This is a genomic window from Fibrobacter sp. UWH1, assembly GCF_002210365.1.
Taxonomy (GTDB): domain Bacteria; phylum Fibrobacterota; class Fibrobacteria; order Fibrobacterales; family Fibrobacteraceae; genus Fibrobacter.
In genome coordinates this window covers 12,466-34,125 of sequence record NZ_MWQG01000001.1, presented here as the reverse complement: position 1 = coordinate 34,125, position 21,660 = coordinate 12,466, and the positions used below count along the sequence as shown (strand labels likewise).

The following is a 21,660-nucleotide window of genomic DNA, read 5'->3' as shown; positions in this document are numbered from 1 at the left end:
AATATGTTCTCTGAAAAGAAATTTCTCGCTACAAAGGAAACCTCCAAGTACAAGCGCTTGGCGGAACTTCTCCGCGTCATCATCCTCCAGCTGGGGGATGACGTTCCCCGCGCTCGGCGGGAATTTGAAACCTACGCCGGTTGGATGAAGCTTCCTGCAGAAGAAACTTTGGTGGGCAAGAACCAGGCTCAGATGATTGACCTGTACAAGACCTTCCGCACCCGCGCTGGCCTTGGCTTCGAAAGGGATGTCTACCTGGAGCAGGAACCAGGTGACCGCGAGGTTGCCAATGAAATGCCCATCCAGTTTGCGGTCCTGGTTCATAACCTCCGCAGTGCCTTTAATGTAGGCTCCATCATTCGAAGCACCGATTGCTTCGGCCTGGAAGGCGTTCATCTTTCCGGTTACAGCTGCAGTCCTGATCATGTGACTGTGAAAAGTGCCGCCCGCGGCTGCCAGGAATGGATTCCCATCAAGCGCTGGGAAGATCCCTTTGACTGCATCAACTGGCACAAGGAAAACGGTTACGAGATTATCGCCCTTGAAACTGGCGAAGACATTCCCGATATAAACAAAGTAACGTGGCCGGAAAAGGGCCTGATTATCTTGGGTAACGAAGAACTGGGAATCGCTCCCGAAATCATGGCCGCCACCACCATGAAGGTGACCATTCCCATGGCAGGTCGCAAGGCCAGCATGAACGTGGCTGGGGCATTCGCCATCATGGCCTTTAAAATCCGCTCGGACAAATCTGCATAAAAATAGAGGCTGTTCTTGAAGCTCTCTGAAATTTTTGCAAGGAAATGGAAATGAAAAAGATTTTTTTGACATGTGTTGTGCTGGCTTTGGGCCTTGTGGCCTGCGATGACAGTACTTCTGCGAATGGTTCGTCCGGGGATGAAAATCCCGCTGAAGAATCCTCCTCTAGTGTCATCCCGAGCGAAGTCGAGGGATCTAGCAGCTCAGTAACTTCCTCTAGTTCCGTGGAGTCCTCTTCGTCGGTTGTTAGCTCCTCTAGCGAGAAAAGTTCCTCTTCAGTTGCAAGTAGTTCCTCCGTAAAGAGCGGCAGCTCCGTTGCTGACAAGGCAAACTGGGCCTACCTGAATCCAAGTATTGACTACGGCGAGTTCACTGATGCCCGCGATGGCCAGGTGTACAAGACTATCGAGATCTGCGACAAGGAGAACAAGAACTGCCAGACCTGGATGGCCCAGAACCTGAACTATGCTTACACCGGAGTGGCTTTTGACAACGGCTATTATACCTCCGACTCCATCAGCTGGTGCTATGACGATGATCCAAGTAATTGCGCAACCTATGGTCGCCTATATACCTGGGCAGCCGCGGTTGACTCTGTTGCTATTTACAAGAATTACGGTGAGGAATGTGGCTATGGCAAGTCTTGTACCCGTTTCAGTGCCTCTGCATTGGCTACGGCGCCTGTTCGTGGCGTTTGCCCCAGCGGCTGGCACCTGCCGAGCAATGCTGAATGGGGTGCTCTCTATACGAATGTGGGCGGGGCCAGCTATGCCGGTCAGAAGCTGAAGGCGAACACCAGCCTGTGGACCTCTTATAGTGGAGTGACTAATGATGATTCTTTTGGATTCTCGGTTCTCCCTGCCGGTGGCCGCAACTACTACGGTTATTTCTACGGTCAAGGCGACTACGCCGACTTCTGGAGTTCTACTGATTACGAGTACAGCAGCAGCTATGCGTGGTACCAGAGCTTCCACTACAACAACGGCTACGCGGAACAGGACTACTACGGCAACTACGGCAAGAACAACGCGTTCTCCGTCCGTTGCCTTAAGGACTAAAGCGAAATCATAACCGAACCTGAGCGTAGGCGCTTTAGCGCCCTATTATCCTGACGAGAGAAGCTCGACAGGCGGTTGGCTAACACATGTGAATTTTTTGTAAAAAGTGTACTTGACTACCATTTTTACAAAATTTATATTTGAGGCATGATTAGGCGCCAAATCAAAGACTTCCTGTTAAAGTCTGCTTCGCAATACCCGGTCGTTCTGGTTCATGGCCCCAGGCAATCCGGGAAAACAACTCTTTGTCGCGACACTTTCGCCGACAAACCCTACATATCTCTAGAAAATCCTGACACCAGGGAACGGGCCTTACAGGATCCCCGGGGGTTCTTCAAAAGTATCCCCAATGGGGCCATTCTTGATGAAATTCAAAATGTTCCCCATTTGCTATCCTATATGCAGCAGATTGTCGATGAATCAAATCAAAAGGGTTTGTTCATTGTCACGGGCAGTAATAATTTTGCATTACAGCAAGCTGTGACTCAGACTCTTGCCGGTCGTGTCGCCATGCTTAAACTGCTGCCTTTTTCCCTGGACGAAATCAAGGAACTGAACGCAAGTGATTCCATCGACTGTCTTATTCTTTCGGGAGGGTACCCCCGCTATATAACGGAACGTCCAGACAGGTTCTTCTTTTACCAGAATTACATTTCAACTTATGTTGAGCGGGATGTTCGCCAGATTGTCAATATAAAGGATGCGGCTCTTTTTCATAGATTCCTTGTTCTTTGCGCTGGGCGAATCGGCTCCATATTGGATTACACGTCTCTTTCTAACGATTGCGGAATCAATGTTAGGACAGCGAAGGAATGGTTGTCGATTCTTGAAGCTTCGTTTATCGGTTTCACGTTAAATCCGTGGTACATGAATAGGACTAAACGCTTGATAAAATCGCCCAAGTTCTATTTCTACGATACTGGGCTTGCATGCGCCTTGCTTGGAATTACCGAAGAATCACAATTAAACCGCGATCCCTTGCGAGGCAATCTTTTTGAAAACCTTGTGATTCTTGAAAGAATGAAGCATTCGTTTAATTGCGCGGAGCAGAAAAATTTCTGGTATTATAGAACCAGTGACGGCAAGGAAATTGACCTTGTTGAAGAAACTGGAAGAATCTTGACTCCTTTTGAAATAAAGTCTTCGGAAACCTTCAATTCGGAATTCGTCAAAAATTTCGGAGTTTTTGAAAAGGAATATCCCGAAATGTGTGGCGAAAAAACTGTGGTTTATGCAGGCCACGAAAGTTTTGAATTCAAGGGCGTTCAAGTCAAAAATTTTAGATAAAAGTTTGCGTTCTAGTTTTCTCAAAAAAACACCCCTAAAAACACCCCAAAATGGGTGTTTTTTGCTTTAAAATGTCAGGTTTTTACAGCCCGCTTTGTAAGAAATTTCTATTTTTTATAGAGCATGCAAAATACCCCTAGAACACGAGTTCTCATCGTAAACGACGATGGGTTTAGGAGCGGCAATCTGCGCGCTCTTGCGGCTGCCTTGTCCAAGGTTGCCGATGTGTTCGTCTTTGCCCCCGAAACGGAGCAGAGCGGGGTTTCTCAGGCCTTTACCGTGCGTAGGGCTCTGAGGATTAAGGCCGTTCCCGCCGATGGTGATGCTCCGGTGGCTGCCGATGGATCTAGGAATTGGCCTTTCGGTTTTTATTCTGTGTCTGGAACTCCCGCTGACTGTGCCAAGTTTGCCCTTGGCCATTTCGCCAAGTTCGGGCTTTCCCAGGAACCGGAGGGTTGCCCGGGTGTAAGTTCTGCGGCAGGGGAGTTCGACGTCTGTTTCTCTGGCGTAAATGTGGGTGAAAATTCCGGCGTCTCGTCCTTGTATTCAGGTACGGTGGCTGGTGCCCGTGAAGCCGCCCTGTGGGGTGTTCCTGGCGTAGCTCTTTCCCTCCGCGGTTGTGGGGGAGACCTGCTGGAAACTGCCGTGGAATTTGCCGTTCGTGTGGTCAAGGATCGCCTGTTCGAGAATATCGCTCCCGGTACTTTCTGGAATGTGAACTTCCCCAAGGTAAAGCCTGCGGACTTCAAGGGCTTCAAGGCTGCGGTCATGACCCGCGAAATGTTTACGGACCATTATAGTCTGGTAGACGCAGAAGATGGCTCTGGCGACAAACTGTGGCTGCTGGATGGCGACAAGTTGTGGAATGAATCCCCTGTGGATAGTGATGACTATCTGTTGAACCAGGGTTATGCGACTATTACGCCCCACCGCATCAACCAGACCGCCTACGAAAGTTTGAAATTAATAGATGAGATGATAAATGAAAAATTAGCGGAGGGTGGCCAAGTTTAGGAGTGCTTTCCTAACCACTAACCACTAACCACTAATCACTAATTTGAGGATAAGTAATGTCTGAAGAAATGCTTCCAGGTACTCAGTTCAAGTCCTTGATTGAACAGGACATGCAGGACTGCTACCTCCGCTACTCCATGAGCGTGATTGTGGCTCGTGCTCTGCCCGATGCCCGTGACGGCTTTAAACCGGTGCATCGCCGCGTCATGTACAGTATGCATAAGCTGGGTGTGCTTCCCAATAAGCCCACCGTGAAGTCTGCCCGTATCGTGGGTGACGTGATCGGTAAGTACCACCCCCATGGCGACTCCGCTGTATACGAAACTCTGGTCCGTATGGCTCAGGACTTCTCCCTGCGCTATCCGCTGGTTTTCGGTCAGGGTAACTTCGGTTCTATCGATGGTGACGGCGCCGCTGCAATGCGTTATACCGAAGCCAAGATGAACAACCTGGGTGTTCTCATGCTGGAAGATCTTGAAAAAGATACCGTAGACATGGGTCCCAACTTCGATGAATCCTTGGAAGAGCCGAAGGTCCTGCCTTCTGCCATTCCCAACATGCTGGTGAACGGTACTACCGGTATTGCTGTGGGTATGGCCACCTCCATGGCACCCCATAACCTCCGTGAAATTGCAAACGCTATTCATGCTCAGGCAGTAAATCCCGACATTACGGGCGAAGAACTGCTGAACTATGTCAGCGGTCCGGACTTCCCTCTGGGTGGCATCATCTGCGGTCGCGCAGGTATCCGTGATGCATACCTCACTGGCCACGGCAAGGTCCGCCTCCGTGCCCGCACAGAAATTGAAACCGACAGCCGCGGCAAGCCCCGCATCATCGTGACGGAAATTCCGTACATGGTGAACAAGGCTGAACTCTGTAAGAAGATTGCTGAACTTGTAAAGGATAAGCGCGTCGACGGCATTACCGACATCCGCGATGAATCCAACAAGGAAGGTATCCGCGTCGTTATCGAACTCCGTAAGGATGCCGTTGCAGAAGTGGTTCAGAACAACTTGTTCAAGAATACCCAGCTGCAGACTACCTTCAGCATTTACAACCTGGCCCTGGTGAACAACCTGCCCAAGGTTCTGACCCTGAAGGACTTGATCCAGATTTATATCGACCATCGTCTTGATGTGATCACCCGCTCCACCCAGTTCGACTTGAAGAAGGCTGAAGCCCGTCTCCACATTATCGAAGGTCTGCGCATCGCTACTCAGAACATTGATGAAGTGGTGCAGATTATCAAGAGCAGCGCAACCACCGAAGCCGCAAAGAAGTCTTTGCAGGATCGCTTCAACTTGGATGAAATTCAGTCCCAGGCTATCGTGGACATGCGTCTTGCCCAGCTTACCGGCCTGAACCTGGAAAAGTTGGAAAACGAATACAACGAACTGATCGCTCTCGTTGCCGACTTGAAGGATATCCTGGAAAAGCGCGAACGTCGCATTGCCATTATGCTTGAAAAGCTGGATGCCGTTGTGGCTAAGTTCGGTGACGAACGCCGCACCTCCATCGAAGATGCTGTAGACGATTACGACTACGAAGACCTGATTGCCGAAGAAGAACAGGTAATTACCTTGAGTAAGGAAGGCTACATCAAGCGCCTGCCTATCGATACCTTCAAGGCTCAGTCTCGCGGCGGTAAGGGCGTTGTTGGCACCGGCCTCAAGGACGATGACGACGTGGACCAGATCTTTACTGCAAGCACCCATAGCTACCTGCTGGTGTTTACCAACAAGGGCCGTGCCTACTGGACCAAGGTTTATCGCCTGCCCGAAGGTAACCGCAACAGTAAGGGTCGCCCCATTATCAACTTCATTGGTCTTACCGAAGGCGAAAAGGTACAGGCTATTGTGCCCGTTCGTAAGTTCGGCGGTTACTTCTGCCTGGTATTCGCTACCAAGAAGGGTATCGTCAACAAGAAGGACCTCACCCTCTTCAGCCGTCCCCGTAAGGCTGGCGTCAATGCCATCAGCCTGGATGAAGACGATGAATTGGTGAAGGTACAGCTGGTGGGTATGTCTGCCGAAGAATTTAACGCCTCTCAGGAAGGTGACGACAATGATGAATCTGTAGAATCTCAGACTGCAGAGAATCAGGCCGCCCCTGAATCTGAAGATGGCGACGATACCGCTGCCCAGCCCATTGCCAAGGACCTCCTGATGCTTGCCACCAAGAATGGTCAGGCCGTAACGTTCCCCATTAGCTGCATGCGTTCCATGGGTCGTGGCACTCACGGCGTGAAGGGCATTACCCTGGCCGAAGGTGATGAAGTCATCTCCCTCATCTGGCTCAAGGAAGGCAACAAGATCGTGACCATTACCGAAAAGGGCTTTGGTAAGCGTTCTCAGCCCAGCTCCTACCGCGTGACCAAGCGCGGCAGCAAGGGCGTTCGCAACCTCAGTGCCGACGGTATGGAAAAGACCGGTTCTGCAGTATTCGTAGAAAGTGTTGCAGATGATTACGACTTGATCATTACCAGTAAGGAAGGCCAGGTCATCCGTATCGAAGCCGATTCTATCCGTCTTACCAATCGTAGCGCGATCGGCGTGAAGTGCATCCGCCTGAACGATGGCGACACCGTCCAGGATGCAACTGCTCTGCCTAGCGTCGAAGACATCGAACATGATTCCGCTGAAGCCAAGGAAACCTTCGATCACGTCGAAGGCGTTGAAGTGGATGACGATTCCGTTGTGAAGGATGATTCTCCGGAACAGCAGATTGGTGCTCCTTCTGAAGACTAGCGATAGTTTGTTTTAAATTATCGGTTAAAACTTTTAATCCCTGTTGCTTATTATTGCAACAGGGATTTTTTTACGGAACTCTATAAAGCCAACGTTCTTTTTGTTGATTTTTTTTTAGAAAAAAACTGTTTTTTACCTGTTGTAGCTGTTGTAGAAGGCTACAACGGAATTGATCCAGTAGTGCTTAACAACCGATGTAGAATAGTATAGATTAGAATAGAGTACAAATAACCCCCCGAGAGGATAAGTATGAGTATCAAAAAAGTTTTAACAACAGCCTTTGCCATGGCTGCAATTTCGTCATCCATTTCCTGGGGACAGACCGTTACCTGCTCCAATGGCACATCCCAGAAAATGGGTAGCGCCGGTGGCTATGATTACGAACTCTGGAGCCAGAATGGTGCCGGTTCCGCAACTATGAAGCTTAACGTAAGCGACGAAAATGGTGGTGCTTTCGAAGTTGAATGGCAGGGTACTATCAACATGTTAGCCCGTACCGGAAAGCGTTGGGGATCTAACTCCAGTGTTACCGTACAGAATGTGGGTAATATTACCTCTGAATTTGAAGTGGAATGGAGCTCCACCGACAACGTGAAGTATGTCAGTGTCTATGGCTGGGGCTATTACGACCAGGCGGACATTCCCAGTGGTTTCAGCAATGAAATTGAATACTACATTGTCCAGGATCGCGGAAGCTACAATCCTACCCAGGGCGGTAAAAAGTGGGGTTCTGCAACTATCGATGGTATTAGCTACGATTTCTATACTACCGACCGTATTCAGCAGCCTTCTCTTTCGGGTACCAGCACCTTTAAGCAGTATTGGTCCATCCCGTCGAATACTAGCCAGCATCGTACCAAGGGTACCATTTCTATTTCCAAGCACTTCAGCGAATGGGCTAAAGCTGGTATGAAGATGGGTAAGCTGTATGAAGTTGCTTCCATGAAAATTGAATCCTACACTGGAAATACGGGTACTGCAAAGGGTTATGCTAAAGTTAAGAAGAACCTGCTGAAAATCGGTGGCAGTGCCGATGAACTTGCCCTCAATGTAACTGCATCTCCGGCTGCTGCAGGTACTGTGACAAAGAGCCCCAGCGCTAACTATTATGCTCCCAAATCTACTGTACAGCTCACCGCCAAGGCCAACGAAGGTTGGAAGTTTGTGGGTTGGGAAGGTGGCGCTACTGGTTCTACCGAAACCATTTCTGTAACCATGGACAAGGAAAAGTCTGTGGTCGCCAAGTTTGAATTGGTTGGCGAAACCTCTGTGAACCTTCTTAAGGATGGTAATTTCCCTAGCGGCAGCGTGATTTCTACAAGCAACGATGCATCTTGGTTCCTGGGTCAGGGCACAAACTGGGGTGGCTCTGCTGCAAAGACTTCTGTTGCTGGTGGCACGGCTACGGTTGACGTTACCACTACTGGTAAAGAAACTTATATGCCGCAGCTTGTTCAGTACGGTGTGGCTCTTGATAAGGGCATGAAGTACAAGTTGTCCTTTAAGGCTAGCGCAGATGTTGCTCGCAAGATTGAAGTTTCTTTCCAGCAGTCCGTAGACCCCTGGGGTGCATACGCCACTAAGGAATTTGACATCACCACCACGGAAAAGGAATACGCATTTATCTTTGCTATGGAAGAAGATTCTGATGATGCCGCTCAGTTTGCCTTCAATTTGGGACAGGCTACAGGTGCAGTCAAGATTAGTGACGTCAAGCTGGTCTTCACCACTGCTGAACCGGGTTCCGAAAGTAAAAATGATTCTGGTACGACTTCTTTCGGTTCTATGGTTCAGGGTGTTCAGTTCGAACTGGCTGTGGGCAGCTTCCAGGTATTCGATATGCAGGGTAAGAGCCTGGGCTTGGTTGAAGTTGCTGCCGGTACCTCTCTGAAGGATGCCCTCAAGGCCAAGTTCCAGCAGAGTGGTGTCTACATGGTTCGCCAGGGCAATCGACTCCAGAAGGTTTCTGTCTCTCGCTAAGAAAGGCAAAAGGTTTCGTTACTCACTCAATTGCTCCTTACAAAACCTCTGTGATTAACGAAGAAACGTCCCGTGAATGCGGGACGTTTTTTATGTGTGCGTGATATATGAAAAATTCCCGAAAGATGAAGGAGGCTTTTTGGGAGCCTCTTCAAGGGCGGTTTTCGGGACTTGTTTTTTATTTCAGCAAATCTTCGGGAACGGCCTCCGCCATGGCCTTATAGGCTGCGGCGCTAGGATGCAGGTGGTCACCAGAGTCAAAGCCTGGGGCGAAACATTCTGGGCGGGCGGAATCGCGTACAGCGGCGTCAAAATCAACGCAACCGTCGAAATCCGCTGCGGTTCTCAGCCATTGGTTGAATGCGTTACGGATGGCGTCGCGGTTTTCGTTGTAGGTGCGCCAGCCGTAAATGGGGAGCAGTGTGCCGCTGTAAACTTTGAGACCTAGCTTGCGGGCGTGGGTGAGGTAGATTTCCTGAATGCCGCTAATCAGATCTTCTGCGGTAGGCATGTCGCTCCAGGGACGGAACTTATTGACTTCGACGCCCACGGGATGGATGATGTCGTTGATGCCATGCTGGATAATTACTGCAGAAGCTCCCGCTACGTTCAATTCGATGGGGAAGCGGGTGGCGCCCTTTAAACCGTAGGCGGCATAGGTGATGCAGTTGTATTCGCGGAGAATGCGGGTGCCGCTGACGGCGCGACGAATGACGGACACATTGCGGAAGCCTGCGTCCCATGCGCGCAGGGCGAGATAATCGGGCCAATCCTGGGCGGTAATGGAATCACCGTAGCAGACCAGGGCGTGGTTCTGTTCTTCGGTGAATACGTCGACGGTGTTCAGGAAGTAAAACCAGTTGGTGTTGCGGGTTAAATCGGCGGGAAGGTCGCGGTCCTTGGCGAAATTGCCGTAGCTGTACTTGCCATTGGAAAGAGGGCCCGTAATCAGGGTGCCTGCGTTCATTTGTGTGAAGTCTGCGAAGTGCATGCTGACTTCTATGGTTTCGCCGGCGGTAATGTCAAAGGCGATGGCGTCGCTTTCTACTTCGGTGCCGGGGGCCATGGTGATGGAGACCTTGCTATCAAAGGTGATGGCTGCGGGGGTGTAGGTCGTTGCGTTTGCGGTTTGCGGAACTTGCTTGGCGACGAATGCGCTTGTAATGGTGACGGGTTCAGTTCCTGTCAGATTGGAAAATCTGAAACGGATCTTACTTCCCGAAAAACAAATGCGGATGGGGTAGCGGAGGGTGATGTCCTTGGCGTATACCGCTGCAGTTCTGTCTGTGATAGAGGTGGCGTTACCCCAGGCGGCAACCCATTTGGTGAATGTGGACATTGACATAACCTTTTTTTAAAGTTAGCGTTCCTAACCTGATTTACCGGAATCCAAATTTAGCTAAAATGGGAAACTTTCTATCTTTGGTGTCATGGAGCTCCCGCAAAAAATGGGAGAGTGCATTATGAAGTTTTTTGTTACAGGTGTGGGTGGCCAGTTAGGTCACGATGTGATGAATGAATTGGCTAAGCGCGGTCATACCGGTGTCGGTACGGATATGGCTCCTGAATACAGTGGTGTGGCCGATGGAAGTGCCGTTACCACGATGCCCTACGTTCAGTTGGATATTACTGATGCCGCTGCCGTTGAAAAGGTGATTTCTGAAATCAAGCCCGACGCCGTGATTCATTGTGCTGCCTGGACTGCCGTGGATATGGCTGAAGATGACGCCAACGTGGCAAAGGTACGTGCGGTAAATGCCGGCGGTACCCAGAACATTGCCAACGCCTGTAAGAAGCTGGATTGCAAGATGACCTACATCAGCACAGACTATGTGTTCGATGGTCAAGGTTCTGAACCCTGGCAACCGGATTGCAAGGATTACAAGCCTCTGAATGTTTATGGTCAGACTAAGCTGGAAGGCGAACTTGCCGTTTCTAACACTCTGGAAAAGTACTTTATCGTTCGCATTGCCTGGGTCTTTGGCTTGAATGGCAAGAACTTCATCAAGACCATGATCAACGTGGGCAAGACTCACGATACCGTGCGCGTGGTGAACGACCAGATCGGTACTCCCACTTACACGTTTGACCTGGCCCGTCTGCTTATCGATATGAATGAATCTGAAAAGTACGGCTATTACCATGCTACCAACGAAGGCGGATTCATCAGCTGGTACGATTTTACCTGTGAAATTTACAAGCAGGCTGGCATGAGCACCAAGGTTGTTCCTGTGACTACTGCGGAATATGGTCTTTCTAAGGCGGCTCGACCCTTTAACAGCCGACTGGATAAGAGCAAGTTGCGTGAAGCTGGCTTTGAACCGCTGCCTACCTGGCAGGATGCCCTGAGCCGTTACCTAAAGGAAATTGCGGAATAAAATGAACGAAGAAAAAGAAACCTATCGCGAAGTAATGCCCGGTGAACTCCCCTGTGAATGCCCCGAATGCGACGGTGTCATGGTGGTGGATCCGGATAACAGCTACAAGTTCACCTGCGACAAGTGTGGACATATCAAAGATTAAAACCGGCGGTTTTAATCTTTGAATTACAAAGTACGAATTATGAGATAGGTGATCTTGGCTGGACCATGCCATAGGATTCTCGTAACTCATACTTCATAATTCATAATTGTTCTGATGGATCTTACTGCTTTAAAGATTGAGTACCCGGAGCTTCCCGTTGTTCAGAAACGGGAGGAGTTTTTTAAGCTACTTGAAAAACATCAGGTTGTGATCGTCAAGGCGGATACGGGATCCGGTAAGTCTACCCAGTTACCGAAATTCCTGCTGGAGTATTTAATCACCAAGGGTGGTGATTTCAAGATCGGCGTGACGGAACCTCGTCGCTTGGCGGCTATGTCTATTGCAGACCGCCTGCGTGAGGAACTGAAGGCGGATGAACTGGTCAGCACCAAGATCCGTTTCTGGGAACAGGGAACCAATGATGCTCCTATCAAGGTCATGACCGATGGTATCCTGCTTCAGGAATTCCGTCGCGACAGACTTTTTAAGCAGTACTCCGCCATCGTGATTGACGAAGCTCACGAACGCTCCTTGAACATCGATATCCTGCTGGGGATTTTCAAGTCGGTGCTGAAGGCGCGTCCCGAGTTTAAGCTGATTGTGGCTTCTGCCACCTTGGATGCGGCCCTCTTCGAGAAGTTCTATGATAACAGCTGTGTGCTGGAAGCGGAAGGCCGCACGTTCCCTGTAGAAGTGGAATATTACTTCCGGGATGCGGTGCAGAAGAGCAAACCGAGGGATGGTTTCCGCGGACCTTGGGATGATGACGACGATGATCGCCGTGATGCCTCTGGCAAGGGGGACTCCGGTCTCATAGAAGAAGCCCGCGATGCCATTCTGGATCTGGAAAGCCGCCATCGCGACCATCTGCTTTGCTTCTTGCCGACGGAACGTGATATTCAGGATTTGGCCAACGAATTGAAGCCGGATCTGGATGCCGCCAGCTTTGATATTTTGCCGCTGTATGGCCGCATGAGCCCCGATGAACAGCGCCGCATTTTCAAGAGTTCCAGCAAGACCCGTGTCGTTCTTGCCACAAACATTGCTGAAACTTCCCTGACGATTCCCGGTATCGCCTACGTGGTGGATACGGGTATGGCTCGAATTTCACGTTACAACGCCCAGTCCCGAATTCAGGGCTTGCCTGTGGAAGAGGTTTCCAAGGCTAGCGCCCGTCAGCGTACAGGTCGTGCGGGCCGTGTGAAGCCCGGTGTCTGCATTCGACTTTATTCTCCCGAGAATTTTGAAAAGCGTGACGACTTTACGGAACCGGAAATTCGCCGAAGCAATTTGGCCAACGTAGTGCTGCAATTGCGCAGTCTTGGCCTTGAAATGGAAAGCTTCCCTTTCTTGCAGGCTCCGCCTCATTCTGCGTTCCGTGGCGCCTATAAGACTCTGTTTGAACTGGGTGCCCTGACGGCGGATAATGCCAGCGGTCATGTGACGAAGTTGGGCCGCGATATGACGAAGCTGCCTATGGATGTGGCTTTGTCTGCGGTGCTGCTGCGTGCTCGTGATGCGGGTGTTTTGCAGCCGGCCCTTATTGTGTGCGCCGCCCTTTCTATTCAGGATCCGCGAGTGGTTCCTAACGAGGAGCCGGAACGCGGTCGTGTTCGCGGACTCCATCGAAAGTTTGCGGGACACAAGAGCGATTTTATCACCTATGTGTGCATGTGGAATGCATTCTGCGAAGCCTGGGATACCGATCAGAAATCCTGGAACAAGTTGCGCAAGTTCTGCGACAAGATGAGTCTGCATTTTTTGCGTTGCCGCGAATGGATCGATTTGTACGAACAGTTCGGACGAATTCTGGATGCCAAGTTCGAAAGCCGCATTTGCCCGCCAGACAAGTTCCATCAGGACAATTTGCACATTGCCTTGCTCAGCGGTTTCCTGGGCGGTATTGCCCGCCGTGATATCGAGAACGGTTGCTACCGCCTGGTAAGCGGTCGTGAAACTCACGTGTTCCCGGGTAGCGATCTGTATGGCAAGAGTGTGGAATGGCTGTTCAGCGCCGAAGTTCGCGAAACCAGCCGAATCTTCTTGACCAAGGGCGCAGAAATCAAGCCTGAATGGATTATGCAGGTGGCGGAACCTTTCTGCACTCGCCGCTGGTATGCGCCGGTGTGGAACAAGGAACGAGGCTTTGTAGAAGCTGTTGAAGAAGTGACCTTCCGCGGTCTTGTGATTAGCCGCGGTCACCGTGTGGATTATGCCCGCGTGAACCCTGAAGAATGCTGCCAGATCTTCTGGCGCGAAGCGGTTGTGGTGGGCGAGATGGCAAGGCCCTTCCCCTTCATGGTCCACAATGAACGTGTGGTGGAAGATTTGCATGCCCTGGAAGCCCGTAAGCGTCAGTTTGGTCTGGCTCCCAGCGAAGATGCCCTGGTGGACTATTATGTGCGTATTGCACCTAAGGTTAATTCCATCAGGACCTTGAAAAAGTATTTGGAAGAGTCTGGCGACCAGTGGCTAAAATTCGATGCGAAATTCTGGCTGGATCAGCTAGACGAAAAGATGGGCGTTGCCTTGCAGTCTAGCGGGGACCGCAGTCTTGGAAAGTTCGGCGATTTGCTGGATGGTGCCTTAAAGGGTCGCGGTAATGATCCCCGTGCCGCCAGGAAGCACGAAGAAAAGCCTCAGGCGGAATTGGGTGGTTCTGTAGAACAGTTCCGCATTATGGAATTGACTCGCGGTAAGGAACGTGTGGTGACCGGCGAAATGGTTTTCGACGCCACCAAGGATTGCGACGGCATTACCTTGAGATTCCCCTATGACTTGCTCACGGAAACTTCTCCGGCTACTTTGGCGCTTTCTATTCATCAATGGCGTGAGTGGATGGTGGAATCCATCGTTCGCGAAATGCCCAAGTCTGCCAAGAAGTACCTGGAAGGCAGACGTACTCAGATTGATGATGCCTTCTGCGAAAAGCTGGTGAACAATCCCCATAAGGCTCCGCTGTTGTGCCTGTACGAGGCTTTGGCTGAAATTAAACAGTTGGACTGCGATATTCCTACCGTAACTCCGGAACGTGAAAATCATCTGCGCTTGCATCTTAAGGTGTTTAAGCAGGGTGTAGAAGAAAAGTTCCCGCTGGAACTTTCTCCGGAGTGGGGAAGCTACCGCCTGTTCCTGGCGGTGCGTCCGGTGTTGGTGACTTTCGGTATTGATTTCCCGCTGGAGAACTTGCGCTTTGGTTGGCGCCTGGGAGAGTCTGCCTTGATGGCTCCCGAGGAATCGACTTTCTGGCAGGATTTCCGCAAGCGTCTGGAACGGGGCTCGATGGCTAATTCCGGGACGGGTTCTGCTGCGGGTGCAGCTGACCTTGTTGCGGACCGCCTGAATATGCTGGAAACGGGCGGCCTCTATTCCGACGGCTTCAAGACGGCCCTTAAAATCTGGGTGGCGAAATCCCTTAACGCAGACGGTCTGGACGCTAATCGCTGTACCCGTTTTACGGGGCTGGAATTTTCCCGCGGCAAGAAAATTTCTGATTTCAGGAATTTGGCAAACACTACTCGCAGTGAAGACGAAGAAATTCGTCTGGCCCTCGTTCGTGGGACTTACGAAGCAGGCCTCCTTGGCGGAAATGCTTTTGTCAAGGCTTGGGACATTCTGAAGAATTTCAGTGTGGCCATGCGTCAGGGCCACGATCATGCGGTTGATGCTGCGGGATTCGTGGTGAATAAAATTGCGGCTCTTTACCAACAAGATAACGCTTTGTTTGACCGCGTTCAGGCGCTTGGCAATTTGCTGGATCATTCTCTTGATCAAAAAGTTAGCGGAACCCGTCGTGACGTCCATCCCATAGATTCGGCCGGGACTCCGGCCCGTGAACTGGATGCCCGCGCTCTTCGCGACTTGTTCCGCCCGTACCTCAAGGCTCGCTTTATGAAGGATCATGAGCTGAAGGCGGCTCGTGACCTGCTTTCTCAAATTGAACGCAAGAATAGCGATGATGCTGAATTCCCGGAACTTTTCTTGCAGGCCAAGGCCATGCTGGAAGATTTCGAGATTGTTCGTTTCAAGCGGAAAGGCGACGATTCCGAAGAAGTGGTTGAAGTGGACGCTTTGGCTAAGCTAAAGGGCCGATTTGGCCGTCTTTAACGTGGTTTGGAAGGACGTAATTTTCTAAATTGTGTCCGATGAAATTTAATTTCCGCAATTTTTGTATTTCTTGTGTGATGGGCCTTGCCGCCCTTACGCTGACTGCTTGTGATTTGCCCTTTAGTTTGGGCAAGAATGATTCTGTGATTGTTTCTGTTGGCGAATCTAAGTTGCAGGATTCCGACGTGCGCCGCATGGCTCCGGATTGGGATTCCTGGGACAACCGTCAAAAGCTTTCTTTCCTGGAACACTGGATTAATGAAGAAACCATTTACCAGGAAGCCTTGGCCAACAACGTGCTGGAAGATACCGTGCTCCAGTATCAGATCGAAAAGACGGTTCGAAAGATTGTCGTGGATCACTTCCTTCAGACTTTTGCAGATACCATGATGGTGGGCGATGGCGAACGCCTGGACTACTATACCAATCATCAGGATTTGTTCCTCCGTGGTAAGACCACCATTTCTGGCTTCCTGATTTACTTCAAGGATTGGCAGAGCGCTGACACTTATTACAAGGGCCACAAGAATACGGTTTACGATTCCGTTCCGGGCCCCCATTACCTGGTTAAGAAGTACGAGACTTTTGACTCTGTGGCGGTGACGCCGGACAGTTGCACCATTCCGTCTCTAGATAGTGTGTCTGTGGGTAGCCTGACCCGCATGAAGTATTGCGGTGGTTCCCTCAAGATGGCCGTGGTTCTTTCTCGCCTGGATTCTGCCGATGTGCTGCCCTATGCCGAAGTGGCTAACGATGTGGCTGATCGCGCCTGGGTGGAACATCAGAAGGTGGTGATGGACCGACTGAAAAAGGAATGGAAAAAGGCTCGCCCCATTTTTTCACAGATGAATGTTTTTAGTGGAAAGGAACAATAAAAGGTATGATGATGAAGTTCCGTTTGATTTTGTTGGCGTTGTGTGCTGTGGCTTCCTTGGCTTCTGCAGAACCGGTCTTGATGGAAGGGGTTGCAGCAGTTGTAGACGGCAAACCTATTATGCGTTCCGAATATTTGAGCAGCCTTTATCGGTATCAGGAAACACCTGAAGGCTCTGCCATGAGCGAAGCGGATCAGCGTAAGTATGTGCTGGATCAGCTTATCGAAGAAAAGGTTCTGCTTTCTCGAATCGACCGCGATTCCATTGTGGTGTCTGACGCCGAAGTAGATCAGCGTGTGACGGCCCACTTGCAGCAGTTGGCTTCTAGCCAGAACACCAACTTGGCCACTTTGGAAAAGGCAATCCGTGCCCAGCTGGGGATTAGCATGGCGCAGTACCGCGACCAGCTGGCCAAGCAGATTCGTGGCCATATCGAAATGAGCCGTGTCCGTCAGCGTCATGTTGGCTCCATCAATCCCACCAAGAAGGAAGTGGATGCCTTCTACGCTGCCTATAAGGATTCTCTGCCGCCGCAGTATAATTGCGTCTTGCTGAGCCATATTCAGATACCCATTGTTCCCGATGCCGCCATTGTGGACTCCGTGAAGAAGTTGGCCGAAGCCTTGATCGATACCCTGAACTTGGGTATGAGCTTTGAACTTTTGGCCAAGGCCCACTCTCAGGATACTGCCGCTGCCAAGGGCGGTGACCTGGGTTATTACAAGCGCGGTCAGCTGGACCCTGTATTTGAACGCGCCCTGGATCAGCTGAAGAACGGTCAGTATTCTGCAAGCCCGGTAAAGACTTCTCTGGGTTGGCATATTCCTCGCGTTCTCGGTCGTAAGGAAGACGGCGTTCGTTCCGCACAGATTTTGCTCTATACCATTCCCTCTGCCAAGGACAGTGCCGACATTCTGGCTCGCGCCGACTCTCTTCATAAGTCTATCAAGTCTGCCGAAGATTTTGGCAAGGCTGCCCGTAAGTTCAGCGAAGACAAGGCCAGCAACTTTGCCGGTGGTCGCCTGGGCTGGTTCCAGAAGAGCGAAATGGTTCCTGCCTATGTAGATCCTGTCTCTAACTTGGAAGTAGGTCAGGTTTCTGAACCGGTGCTGATTGATGGTGCCTACCATCTGTTCCGCCTGGATGATTCCCGCCAGATTCGTGAACTGACTCTGGAAGAAGATTACGGCAAGATCGAACAGATGTGTGCTACCCACATGGAAAACGAAAAACTCGGCGCACTCATTAAGAAGTGGCGCGAGGAAGTCCATGTGGAAATCCGTATGACCGAATAATTTTTTTGCTGAACCATGATTCATTTTAACCACGTCACCAAGTCTTACGAAGAAAACTGGAAAGCTCTTTCCAACGTTTCTTTCCGTATTCACAAGGGTGAGTTTGTGTTCTTGACGGGTCATTCCGGTGCCGGTAAGTCTACGCTGTTGAAGCTGATTTACATGGACGAACGCCCTGACGATGAACGCGGTGGACAGGTCATGGTGAAGTTTACCGGCGATTGCCTTTACGATAGCAAGAACACTCCCGACAAGAACATCCAGGCGCTGCGTCGCAAGATGGGTATCATCTTCCAGGACTTTAAGCTGTTGCCGGATCGCAATGTTTTTGAAAATGTGGCCTTGGCCCTGCGTATTGTGGGCACTCCCAACAACAAGATTAACGCCGCCGTTTTTGACGCCTTGGCTTTGGTGGGTATCAGTCAGAAGCGTTTTGCCATGCCTTACACATTGTCTGGCGGTGAACAGCAGCGTGTGGCCATCGCCCGCGCCATGGTGCATAACCCGTACTTGTTGCTGGCTGACGAACCTACTGGAAACCTTGACCCGAAAAACGCCGAAGAGGTGTTCAAGATTTTTAAGGAAATCAATGCCCGCGGCACTACCGTTTTGATGGCAACCCATAATCCCGACTTCTACATGAACAGCACTTTCCGCCGTCTGACTCTTGACCACGGCGAACTGCTCAATCGCGATATTATTTAATGCCTCCGAATATGTTGAGGGGAATGGCTGTAAAAATCATTTGCTGCTTGGCAATGATTTGTTCCTGTTCCTTTGCTGGTGGGCTTTGGACGTCATCCTGGTTTCCATTCCATTTAACTCGTTTTTGGATTGCCATAGAAATGGCTCTATTCTACTTTTAAGAAATCTGGATTTCCTTGATGCAACCTGGTTTAAGGTCGCCTAAAATAAATTCATCAATCTGAATGCGGACCAGGCGGAGAACCTCGTAGCCTAAGTGGGCTAGCATGCGGCGAATTTCGCGGTTCTTGCCTTCGGTCAATGTGATTTCTAGCCAGCAGTTCTTTTCGCCTTCGGTGTGGAGGACGGCCTGCTTGGCGTGCATGAATTCTTCGGATTCCCCGAAAACGCGGGGCGGAACTATAAAGCCCTCTTCCATTTTGTGAAGGTCTTCGGCGGTGGGCTTGCCCTTGGTCTGCACGCGGTAAATTTTCTTGTGGATGTCTGTGCCGGCGCTCTCGTCTCTCGCCTCTGGTCTCTCGTCTGATTTGCGGGGTTCCAGAATGCGGTTGGCCCACTCAGTATCGTTGGTGAACAATAGCAACCCTTCGCTGGCTGCGTCTAGGCGGCCCACCGGCGAGATGTGGGGCGGTTCCTTGCCCGAATACATTTTGCGGTATTGCTCTGCGAAAACTTCCATGACGGTGGCGCGTCCCTTTTCGTCGTTTGCCGTGGTGACGATTCCCCGGGGCTTGTTCATCATGAAGTACACTTTGGCGTTGGCTTCGATGCGCTTGCCGTTGATGATGATTTCGTCGCTTTCACGGGCAGGAGTTTCGGGGTCGTGGATGATGCGACCGTTCAGGGTGACGCGGCCTTCACGTACAAGCATTTCGGCCTTGCTTCGGCTGCAGTAACCCCGCTTGCTAATAACGCGGGCAACGCCGTGAGCGCCTCCGCCAAACTTGTTGGCGGTTTTTCCAAAGGATGGCTTACCCTGTTGCGGACGCTTGTTGAAACTGTTGCGAGAATTGAAGACCATTTTTTTACGTGTCATCCTGAGCGAAACGAAGTGGAGTCGAAGGATCTAGAGCACATCTAGAAGGCTGAATATTTTTTTATTTAAAGCATTGTTTGTGGCATCCGCAGAGCCTTCGTCAATGCCTTCCGGGAAATCCTGGTTCCGAGCCCGTTCTCCGCAAATGTCCACCCCAAGTATTTTACGGTGGGCAAACAGATTCTTCAAAATATTTTCCAGTTGTTCAAAGGTTAGACTGCCTTGGTCCCAGTTGGTCACCACGTCGTCAATGGAAAGGACATCCTTGTCGATACTGATATATAGGTTTGATGAACGTAGGGCGGCAAGTGCTACCTGTGATATATCAAAATTTGGGGTGCGTAACAAAGTCTCGGGAATGAATGTCACGCGGCTTGCGTACTTCTCGAATTCCGCACTAGGTTCGTTCTTGATTTCTTCAATCAGATGGTCCGCAACGCCGATAAGCACCACATTTCTAATAAACTTGTTGTTGTCCAGAACTTCCTTGACCCAGCCCCCGCAACTGAGAATCCCTTCAAATCGGGGTGGCTGCATATCGGGATGATGATCGAATATGACCAGGTCAAAATCTTCGTTGACGCGGTCCGTCCACAGCTTGCTCATGTAGTGGTAATTGCCGTTGTCAAAGAAGTGGATGCCGGTGAAACCGGCGTCGTTATTAGCTGTGATGCGGTCTGCGGCTTGGTCCATCATTTTACGGATTTCTGCTTGGGCGTCGTCATCGCAGTAACAATCAGTGCCGCTGATATTTGTGCAATCCATCCAGTAGACGTTGGCGCGTTCCCGCAGCTCCTGCATAAAAGGCTGTTCGCTATGGATGCCGGTAAAGTCTTGGATGGTGCAAAAATTCATGACGTAAAGTTAAGAAAATTCTTTTAGCTCTATTTCGGTATCCTTTTTGATGTCTCGGGTGAGCAAGTAGAAAATGGGGGTGTCGCAGGCCGCAAGAATCATCTTGAAGAAGTATTGCCCCACCATCATGGAAAGTAGCACCGGGCGCATTTCTGCCTGGAACAGCCAACCGAATCCGAAACCGAAGGCGATGCCGATAAACACAACGGTATCTAGAATTTGGCTGGTCATGGTGGAGGCGTTATTCCAGATCCAGCGATGTTTGGTATCGCCATGCTTGGCGATGTAACGGGTGCGAATGCTGTGGAAAATCCAGATGTCCCATTTTTGTGCGATGAGGTAGCCGGCGAGGCTTGCCACCACGAACACCCAGTTCTGACCTAGAAGGCGAACGTAGGTTTCTTGCATGCTGTCGTCTGCGGCGGGCAGGTGCTGGGTCAGCAAAATCAGGAGGGTGGCAAAAACTTGCCCCACTAGGCCGAAGATGACCGCCTTGTTGGCTTCTTTCTTGCCCCAGATTTCGCCGATGATGTCGGTGGCCAAAAAGGTAAAGGCATAGCAAACGCCCGCACCAGGCAAAGTGACTGCGTTGCCGAAAAGGCTAATGCCTGTGTACATCAGCTTGGCAGTAACCACATTTGAGATGACCAAGCCAACGGTGAAGATTATGTTTAGAAGAATCAAGTTTTCGTTGGTCTTTTTCATGAGTGAAATCCTTATGCGATGGCGGGGTCCTTCACGTTGTTGGCGGCAAAAGCTTTAGCGCGGTCGATGCAGGTGCCGCATTCGCCGCAGGGTTTATCGCCGCCTTCGTAGCAGCTCCAGGTCAGTTCAAAGGGGGCTTTAAGCTCCAGACCTTTCTTGACCACGTCTGCTTTTGATAGTCCTGCAAAAGGAGCGGTGACGCGGACTTGTTCGTAGGTGCCGATAGAAATGGCTCTACTCATGGTGCTTACGAAAATTTCGCTGCAGTCGGCGTAAGCGTTGCCGGCGGAGTCATCTCCGTGGGCACCCAGGTAGATTTCCACGTCATCGTTTTCGAAAATGCTTTGGGCGAGACTGGCGCAAACACTGAGCATTAAGCCGTTGCGGAAAGGAACGTAAGTGGAAACCTTGCCATTGACGGGCGTGATTTGCTCGGCGTAGCTTTTGTGCTCGATGGCTTGTGTAGACTGGGCTAACAACGAACAGTTTGAAAACTGCAGTACACTGGATAAGTCAAATTCGTAATGAGGCAACTTGTAATAGTCTGCCACCTTGCGGGCACATTCCAGTTCCTTGTTGTGTTTTTGACCGTAAAAAATGGAAGTGGTGGCTACATTTTCTGCGCCGTATTTAGCTACGGCCATGGCCACGCAGACGGTGGAATCCACACCGCCTGACGAAAGGACGATTGCTTTTTTCATAGAATAGTGG

18 protein-coding genes are annotated in these 21,660 nt (G+C 50.6%); 12 read left to right on the top strand and 6 right to left on the bottom strand.

Annotation, left to right across the window (positions count from 1 at the left end; genetic code table 11):
- The first annotated feature begins 3 nt into the window (after positions 1–3).
- The 6 genes from B7992_RS00145 to B7992_RS00120 all read left to right on the top strand — a co-directional run bounded on the left by B7992_RS00145 (position 4) and on the right by B7992_RS00120 (position 8,848).
- A complete protein-coding gene (locus B7992_RS00145; RefSeq protein WP_088665337.1) occupies positions 4–759 on the top strand; it encodes a TrmH family RNA methyltransferase in 756 nt (251 codons plus the stop codon).
- A 50-nt stretch (positions 760–809) separates the two neighbouring features.
- Positions 810–1,817 (top strand): fibrobacter succinogenes major paralogous domain-containing protein, encoded by a 1,008-nt coding sequence (locus B7992_RS00140; RefSeq protein WP_176421806.1) that lies wholly within the window; start codon positions 810–812, stop codon positions 1,815–1,817.
- A gap of 147 nt (positions 1,818–1,964) precedes the next feature.
- Positions 1,965–3,104 (top strand): ATP-binding protein, encoded by a 1,140-nt coding sequence (locus B7992_RS00135; RefSeq protein WP_088665335.1) that lies wholly within the window; start codon positions 1,965–1,967, stop codon positions 3,102–3,104.
- 123 nt (positions 3,105–3,227) lie between these two features.
- Complete coding sequence (gene surE / locus B7992_RS00130; protein ID WP_088665334.1) at positions 3,228–4,118, top strand: 5'/3'-nucleotidase SurE; 891 nt, start codon at positions 3,228–3,230, stop codon at positions 4,116–4,118.
- Positions 4,119–4,174: 56 nt separating this feature from the next.
- On the top strand, positions 4,175–6,868 hold the full coding sequence (gyrA, locus tag B7992_RS00125) for a DNA gyrase subunit A (protein WP_088665333.1): 2,694 nt from the start codon (positions 4,175–4,177) through the stop codon (positions 6,866–6,868).
- A 249-nt stretch (positions 6,869–7,117) separates the two neighbouring features.
- Positions 7,118–8,848, top strand: a complete 1,731-nt coding sequence (locus tag B7992_RS00120; RefSeq protein WP_088665332.1) for a glycoside hydrolase family 11 protein — start codon at positions 7,118–7,120, stop codon at positions 8,846–8,848.
- A 178-nt stretch (positions 8,849–9,026) separates the two neighbouring features.
- Here B7992_RS00120 and B7992_RS00115 read toward each other — a convergent pair whose 3' ends face one another.
- A complete protein-coding gene (locus tag B7992_RS00115) occupies positions 9,027–10,193 on the bottom strand; it encodes a GDSL-type esterase/lipase family protein (protein ID WP_088665331.1) in 1,167 nt (388 codons plus the stop codon).
- Between the two features lie 118 nt (positions 10,194–10,311).
- Between B7992_RS00115 and rfbD the strand changes: the two genes are divergently transcribed.
- The 6 genes from rfbD (at position 10,312) to ftsE (ending at position 18,353) form a co-directional block, all read left to right on the top strand.
- Positions 10,312–11,226, top strand: a complete 915-nt coding sequence (gene rfbD, locus B7992_RS00110; RefSeq protein ID WP_073161475.1) for a dTDP-4-dehydrorhamnose reductase — start codon at positions 10,312–10,314, stop codon at positions 11,224–11,226.
- Position 11,227: 1 nt separating this feature from the next.
- On the top strand, positions 11,228–11,371 hold the full coding sequence (locus tag B7992_RS16480; RefSeq protein ID WP_158236671.1) for a hypothetical protein: 144 nt from the start codon (positions 11,228–11,230) through the stop codon (positions 11,369–11,371).
- Between the two features lie 114 nt (positions 11,372–11,485).
- Positions 11,486–15,478, top strand: a complete 3,993-nt coding sequence (hrpA, locus tag B7992_RS00105) for an ATP-dependent RNA helicase HrpA (protein WP_088665330.1) — start codon at positions 11,486–11,488, stop codon at positions 15,476–15,478.
- A 38-nt stretch (positions 15,479–15,516) separates the two neighbouring features.
- Positions 15,517–16,353, top strand: a complete 837-nt coding sequence (locus tag B7992_RS00100) for a hypothetical protein (RefSeq protein ID WP_073234746.1) — start codon at positions 15,517–15,519, stop codon at positions 16,351–16,353.
- A 5-nt stretch (positions 16,354–16,358) separates the two neighbouring features.
- Positions 16,359–17,648: a peptidylprolyl isomerase gene (locus B7992_RS00095; protein ID WP_249269302.1), complete on the top strand. Its 1,290-nt coding sequence runs from the start codon at positions 16,359–16,361 to the stop codon at positions 17,646–17,648.
- Positions 17,649–17,663: 15 nt separating this feature from the next.
- Positions 17,664–18,353 (top strand): cell division ATP-binding protein FtsE, encoded by a 690-nt coding sequence (gene ftsE / locus B7992_RS00090; RefSeq protein WP_073161471.1) that lies wholly within the window; start codon positions 17,664–17,666, stop codon positions 18,351–18,353.
- Here ftsE and B7992_RS16475 read toward each other — a convergent pair.
- Genes B7992_RS16475 through queC form a run of 5 tightly spaced genes read right to left on the bottom strand, consistent with a single transcriptional unit; the run spans position 18,346 to position 21,650 of the window.
- Positions 18,346–18,489, bottom strand: a complete 144-nt coding sequence (locus B7992_RS16475; protein WP_176421805.1) for a hypothetical protein — start codon at positions 18,487–18,489, stop codon at positions 18,346–18,348. The two genes, ftsE and B7992_RS16475, sit on opposite strands and share 8 nt — an antisense overlap.
- A 21-nt stretch (positions 18,490–18,510) precedes the next feature.
- On the bottom strand, positions 18,511–19,374 hold the full coding sequence (locus tag B7992_RS00085) for a pseudouridine synthase (RefSeq protein WP_073161470.1): 864 nt from the start codon (positions 19,372–19,374) through the stop codon (positions 18,511–18,513).
- Positions 19,375–19,419: 45 nt separating this feature from the next.
- Positions 19,420–20,244, bottom strand: coding sequence for an arginase family protein (locus tag B7992_RS00080; protein WP_088665329.1), 825 nt, complete (start codon positions 20,242–20,244; stop codon positions 19,420–19,422).
- A 9-nt stretch (positions 20,245–20,253) separates the two neighbouring features.
- Positions 20,254–20,949 (bottom strand): queuosine precursor transporter, encoded by a 696-nt coding sequence (locus B7992_RS00075; RefSeq protein WP_088665328.1) that lies wholly within the window; start codon positions 20,947–20,949, stop codon positions 20,254–20,256.
- An 11-nt stretch (positions 20,950–20,960) separates the two neighbouring features.
- Positions 20,961–21,650 carry a 7-cyano-7-deazaguanine synthase QueC gene (gene queC, locus B7992_RS00070; protein ID WP_088665327.1) on the bottom strand — a complete coding sequence of 230 codons (690 nt, stop codon included), beginning with the start codon at positions 21,648–21,650 and terminating at the stop codon, positions 20,961–20,963.
- Positions 21,651–21,660 lie beyond the last annotated feature (10 nt).